Source organism: Arthrobacter sp. NPDC092385 (assembly GCF_044755105.1).
Classification (GTDB): domain Bacteria; phylum Actinomycetota; class Actinomycetes; order Actinomycetales; family Micrococcaceae; genus Arthrobacter_D.
In genome coordinates this window covers 39,626-45,703 of sequence record NZ_JBIVQL010000011.1, presented here as the reverse complement: position 1 = coordinate 45,703, position 6,078 = coordinate 39,626, and the positions used below count along the sequence as shown (strand labels likewise).

General features: G+C 68.3%; 4 protein-coding genes. All 4 read right to left on the bottom strand.

Features of this window, described 5'->3' with window-relative positions:
• Nucleotides 1-688, bottom strand: a 688-nt coding sequence (locus ACIQCY_RS14070; protein WP_400484522.1) for a hypothetical protein, incomplete at its 3' end; no start/stop codon positions are given.
• Between the two features lie 87 nt (nucleotides 689-775).
• Nucleotides 776-1,834, bottom strand: a complete 1,059-nt coding sequence (locus ACIQCY_RS14065) for a hypothetical protein (RefSeq protein ID WP_400484521.1) — start codon at nucleotides 1,832-1,834, stop codon at nucleotides 776-778.
• Nucleotides 1,835-2,006: 172 nt separating this feature from the next.
• On the bottom strand, nucleotides 2,007-4,229 hold the full coding sequence (locus tag ACIQCY_RS14060; RefSeq protein ID WP_400484520.1) for an NADP-dependent isocitrate dehydrogenase: 2,223 nt from the start codon (nucleotides 4,227-4,229) through the stop codon (nucleotides 2,007-2,009).
• Nucleotides 4,230-4,407: 178 nt separating this feature from the next.
• Nucleotides 4,408-6,012, bottom strand: coding sequence for a bifunctional phosphoribosylaminoimidazolecarboxamide formyltransferase/IMP cyclohydrolase (gene purH / locus ACIQCY_RS14055; RefSeq protein WP_400484519.1), 1,605 nt, complete (start codon nucleotides 6,010-6,012; stop codon nucleotides 4,408-4,410).
• Nucleotides 6,013-6,078: the final 66 nt, after the last annotated feature.

The following is a 6,078-nucleotide window of genomic DNA, read 5'->3' as shown; positions in this document are numbered from 1 at the left end:
AATCCCCGATCACCGACACCGAGTTCCCCGACACGTTCACCGGCACCACAACCTCAGGCGAGACCACGTTGCCGTCCAGGATGCCGCCGTTGAGCAGCCCGCCATCCGTCGTGCCACCGGTGCTGCCACCCGTGCTGCCACCGACCGTTGATCCGGTCGAACCGGCATCACCGGTCGAGGACGAATCCCCGATCACCGACACCGAGTTCCCCGACACGTTCACCGGCACCGCGGCTTCTGGACCGATGACGTTCCCGTTGAGGATTCCTGCATCGGTGTGGGCCGGCGCGATACCGCTCGTCGTAGCACCGGTCGTACCGGTGGTGACCGATTCTCCGGTCGAGGAGGAGTCCCCGATGAGTGACACCGAGTTCCCCGACACGTTCACCGGGACGACCATCTCAGGTACGACCAGGTTGCCGTTCGCGATTCCGCCCTCGAGCAGTCCGCTGTTGCCGGCACCAAGGTTCAGGTCGAGTGAACCCTCCAGGGCCACCGCGGCCTCCTGGATGATCGAGCCGCTCGTCGTGCCGGGCTGGAGGGGCGCCGTGATCACGGCGCTGAGGCTCGTATCGGCCCCGGAGCTTCCTGTTGACAGGTCCGCGGCTGTCGCTGTTCCTGCTCCGAGGACGACGACGCCCCCGGCTAGGAGGACTCCGTAAAGCCCTCGCTGCACGCATGTACGCATGATGTTCTCCTGTGGATCAAAGTGGATTGGAAAGTGCCCTTGGCACCATGAGCCGTCAGCCGCGCAAGAAGCACGGCGAGGCCACCACTAATCAGGAGATGAGCCGGGATCGAAGCTGGGGCTCGACGGTAGGACGGACCCGGCCGAGTGCCGACCGACGCCGGTGAGGAGCAGGAAGATCAGGAACGCCGCGCCGCTGAGGGCGACGAGGGGCGCTGCGGACCCGGTGCCCGTCATGGAAGACAGGACGCCGGCCGCGGACAGAGGGACCCCTGGCAAGCCCGGAATCTCCTGAACGGCCTGGGCCGCTTCGACCAACGCCGGAAGGACGGCGGCATCGAAGATCCCGGCCGGAACAGCGGCGCTGAAGGAATCCGCCGTCGGCAGGAATGCCCGCAGCACCGCGACGCCGTCCGCCTCGACACCCGTGCCTGAGCTGCCTGCTGCGGCAGAGCTGCTGGAGGTTCCGATGCTGGGCTCAGCAGGCAGGGGGTCGACGTCGGCGCCTGATACTTCCGAGGACGCCGGCGGAGAAGCCGAGGTCGGGACGGAGGGCGACTGGTCGAGGTCGGGAAGGACGTTCGTTATCGGAGCTGGACCAGGCACCACCGGAGCAGGCGAGGCAAGCTCCGGGACCGGCAGGGCGACGTCGACGACGGGATCGATGACGTCCACCACGGGTGCCACCACGTTCATCACGGGCTGGGTGACACCGCCGACCACACTGTCCACGGCACCTACGACGGGAGCGGTAACCCCTGTGACCGTTTCGGCGGGTATCACCGACTGGACGATGGGGACCTCTGCGACCACTCCGTCGACAAGGCGGGTAACCGGTGTGAGAACGGTCCCCGCCGGCTGGGAGGCGAGCTGGGGCACCAGCGCTGCGACGTCGGGCAGCACGGGGAGGTCCTGCAGCAGCGGCTGCGAGCCGGCGGAGGCAGGAAAGGCACGAGCCGAAGCCTCCTGCAGCGGGGCCGTCAGTGCCGACAGTGTGCTTGTGGCAGGTGCGGCGGCCGACTCGACTGCGCCGGTGACCGAGCCGAGGAGCCCGGAATCGGCAGGCAGTGCAGCAGCCGAGGCACCGGTGGCTCCGATGGCCATCCAGCCGAGGGCTCCGGCTCCTGCCAGGAGCGAAAAGCGCACAGTGGAGGCGAGAGACCGACGCTTTCGCATCTTCATCGCACTTCCACCCCCCGGCTGAGACCTGAGGCAACCATAGACCGGCACGGCGCGCGCTGTAAACACTTCTGGCTTAGAGACATCAGCCGATGCACCGCAGGAGCGGTGCATCGGCTGATGGATCAGGTGCGGAAAGCTACTTCGCGAGGATCGCGAGGACCTCGGACAGCTTCGCCGACGGACGCATCACCTCGGTGACCTTGGTGACGTCGGGGTGGTAGTAGCCCCCGATGTCGACGGGCGAGCCCTGCACGGCGAGCAGCTCGGACACGATGGTGTCCTCGTTGCCCGTCAGCGCCTCGGCCACGCGTGAGAAGCTCTCTGCCAGATCCCTGTCCTGCTCCTGCTTGGCCAGCTCTTCGGCCCAGTAGCGGGCGAGGAAGTAGTGGCTGCCGCGGTTGTCGATCTCGCCGACGCGACGGCTGGGCGACTTGTTCTCGAGCAGGAAGGTGCCGGTCGCCCGGTCGAGGGTGTCGGCGAGGATCTGCGCGCGCGCATTACCGGTCGACGTCGCCAGGTGCTCGAAGCTCACGGCGAGGGCGAGGAACTCTCCCAGGCTGTCCCAGCGGAGGTGGTTCTCCTTCACGAGCTGCTGCACGTGCTTGGGAGCGGACCCGCCGGCACCGGTCTCGAAGAGCCCGCCGCCGTTCATCAGCGGAACCACCGAGAGCATCTTGGCGCTGGTACCGAGTTCGAGGATGGGGAACAGGTCGGTCAGGTAATCACGGAGCACGTTGCCCGTCACCGAGATGGTGTCTTCACCCTTGCGGATGCGCTCGAGCGTGAAGGCGGTGGCGTCGACGGGCGTCATGATCTCGAGCGTGACGTCGTCGGTCCCGTGCTCCGTCAGGTACTCCGTGACCTTAGCGATGAGGTTGGCGTCGTGGGCCCGGCCCTGGTCCAGCCAGAAGACGGCCGGCGTCGCGGAGGCGCGTGCGCGGGTCACGGCGAGCTTCACCCAGTCACGGATGGCGGCGTCCTTGGTCTGGCAGGCGCGCCAGATGTCGCCCGGTGCGACGTCGTGCTCGATCAGCACCGTGCCCTCGGCGTCGATGACCTGGACCTTGCCGGCTGCCGGGATCTCGAAGGTCTTGTCGTGGCTGCCGTACTCCTCGGCCGCCTGGGCCATGAGGCCGACGTTCGGCACGGTACCCATGGTGGTCGGGTCGAAGGCGCCGTTGGCGCGGCAGTCGTCCAGGACCACCTGGTAGATGCCGGCGTAGCTGCTGTCGGGAATGACGGCCAGCGTGTCCGCTTCCTTGCCGTCCGGTCCCCACATGTGGCCGGACGAGCGGATCATCGCCGGCATGGATGCGTCGACGATGACGTCGCTCGGCACGTGCAGGTTGGTGATGCCCTTGTCGGAATCGACCATGGCGATCGCGGGGCCGTCCTCCATGCCCTTCGAGATGGCCTGCTGCACTCCTTCGCGCACGTCCTCGGGAAGCTTGTCGAGTCCGCCGAGGATCGAGGCCAGGCCGTTGTTCGGGCTCAGGCCGGCGGCCGTCAGCTGCTCACCGTACGTCTCGAAGAGCTCGGGCAGGAAGGCACGGACCACGTGGCCGAAGATGATGGGGTCGGAGACCTTCATCATGGTGGCCTTGAGGTGGGCCGAGAAGAGCACGCCCTCCTCCTTGGCGCGGGCGACCTGCGCCTTGAGGAAGCTGTTGAGCGCGTCGGCCCGCATGACCGTTCCGTCGACGACCTCGCCGGCCAGCACGGGGAAGGCACCCTTGAGCTCGGTCACCGTGCCGTCGGCGGCGACGTGCTGGATCGAGATGGTGCCCTCCGCGGGCAGAACGACGGACTGCTCGTTGGAGCGGAAATCGTCGCTCGTCATGTGCGCGACGTTCGTCTTCGACTCGGGAGTCCAGGCGCCCATGCTGTGCGGGTTCTGGCGCGCGTAGTTCTTCACCGACGCGGGAGCGCGACGGTCCGAGTTGCCCTCGCGGAGGACGGGGTTCACGGCACTGCCCTTGACCTTGTCGTAGCGGGCGCGGACATCCTTCTCCTCGTCCGTGGAGGGGTGATCGGGGTAGTCCGGAAGGGCGTAGCCCTGGGACTGGAGCTCCGCGATGGCCGCCTTGAGCTGCGGGATGGACGCGCTGATGTTGGGCAGCTTGATGATGTTCGCTTCCGGCGTCTTCGCCAGTGCGCCGAGTTCGGCGAGCGCATCCGCCATCCGCTGGTCCTCGGTGAGGTGGTCACCGAAGAGCGCGATGATGCGTCCCGAGAGCGAGATGTCGCGGGTCTCCACCTCGACGCCGGCCGTGGACGCGAACGCCTCGATGATCGGCAGGAACGAATAGGTGGCCAGCATCGGCGCTTCGTCGGTATGGGTGTAGATGATCTTGGCCATGGGTTGGCTCTCCCTGGTGCTCTTGCGTTGTGCGGTCGGGTTGGGGGTTGCCCATCGGCTCTAACTTACCGAGGTCTCCAGGCTGCGCCTAACGGCGGGCAGGCAGGGGACGACGGCGTTGACGGGCGGGTTTCGCAGGTCACCGGCCGTAGCAGCCGCCGGCGTCCTGCGGGAATCATCAGTGGAAGAAGTGCCGCGCCCCGGTCAGGTACAGGGTCACGCCGGCGGCATTCGCCGCGTCGATCACTTCCTGGTCGCGCACCGATCCGCCCGGCTGGACGACGGCGCGGACACCGGCGTCGAGCAGGATCTGCAGTCCGTCCGCGAAGGGGAAGAAGGCGTCGGACGCCGCGACGGAGCCACGCGCGCGCTCGGTCCCGGCGAGGGTGTTCGCCCGCTCGACGGCGAGCCGGCACGAGTCCACGCGGTTGACCTGCCCCATGCCCACGCCGACCGACGCGCCGTCGCGCGCCAGCAGGATCGCGTTGGACTTCGCAGCGCGGCAGGCCTTCCAGGCGAAGCTGAGGTCGGCGAGGGTGGCGTCGTCGGCCGCCTCACCGGCGGCGAGGGTCCAGCCGGCCGGGTCGTCGCCGTCGGCGTCGAGGGTATCCGCGACCTGCATGAGGACGCCACCGGAGACCTGGCGGAACTCCACCGGGTTCCGGCCGTAGCCCTCCGGCAGGGTCAGCAGCCGGATGTTCTTCTTCTGCGAGAGGATCTCGACGGCTTCCTCGGAGAACGAGGGGGCGATCACGACCTCCGTGAAGATGTCCTTGACGGTCCGGGCCATCCCGGCGGTGACCTCGCGGTTCGCGGCGATCACCCCGCCGAACGCGGAGACCGGATCGCACGCGTGCGCCTTGGCGTGGGCGTCGGCGATGGGATCGTCCGCATCGGCCGAACCGACGGCGACACCGCAGGGGTTGGCGTGCTTGATGATCGCGACGGCGGGCTCGGCGAAGTCGAAGGCGGCGCGGAGGGCTGCGTCCGCGTCGACGAAGTTGTTGTAGCTCATGGCCTTGCCGTGGAGCTGGTCCGCCTGGGCGATGCCCGGGGTCGCACCCTTCTCCACGTAGAGCGCGGCCTGCTGGTGGGGGTTCTCGCCGTAGCGGAGCACCTCCGAGCGCTCGAGCGCCAGGCCCGCGTAGCCGGGCCAGGTGAAGGCGTCGTCGTCCGTGTCGAACTGCTCCGCCGTCCAGGACGCGACGGCGGTGTCATACGCGGCCGTGTGCGCGAAGGCGAGCGCCGCCAGCCGACGTCGGGCCCTGAGGTCGAAGCCTCCTTCGGCGGCGGCGGTGACCACGTCGCCGTAGCGGGCGGGGTCGACGACGACGGCGACCGACGGGTGGTTCTTGGCCGCCGAGCGGACCATGGCGGGGCCGCCGATGTCGATCTGCTCCACGACGTCGTCGGGCGCCGCACCCGAGCGCACCGTCTCGACGAACGGGTAGAGGTTCACGACGACGAGGTCGAACGCCTCGATGTCGAGTTCCGCGAGCTGGTCGACGTGCTCCTGGCGGCGGCGGTCGGCGAGGATGCCCGCGTGGACCTTGGGATGCAGTGTCTTGACGCGTCCGTCGAGGGTCTCGGAGAAGCCCGTCACCTCGGACACCTCCATGACCGGGACACCCGCGGCGGCGATCCGCTGTGCGGTGGAGCCGGTGGAGACGATCGAGACGCCCGCGCGGTGGAGGCCCTGCGCCAGCTCCTCCAGGCCTGTCTTGTCGAACACCGAGATGAGTGCTCGACGGATGGGGACACGGTCAAGGTGGGTCAGGCTCACGCAGATCTCCGTCAGTAACGTCGCTTGGGGGTCGCCCCAAGTCTATAGGTGCGGCCCTGCGTGGTC

Bases quoted from the DNA above. Each gene is read 5' to 3' on its own strand.
- ACIQCY_RS14060 (WP_400484520.1), bottom strand. From the start codon at position 4,229: ATGGCCAAGATCATCTACACCCATACCGACGAAGCGCCGATGCTGGCC.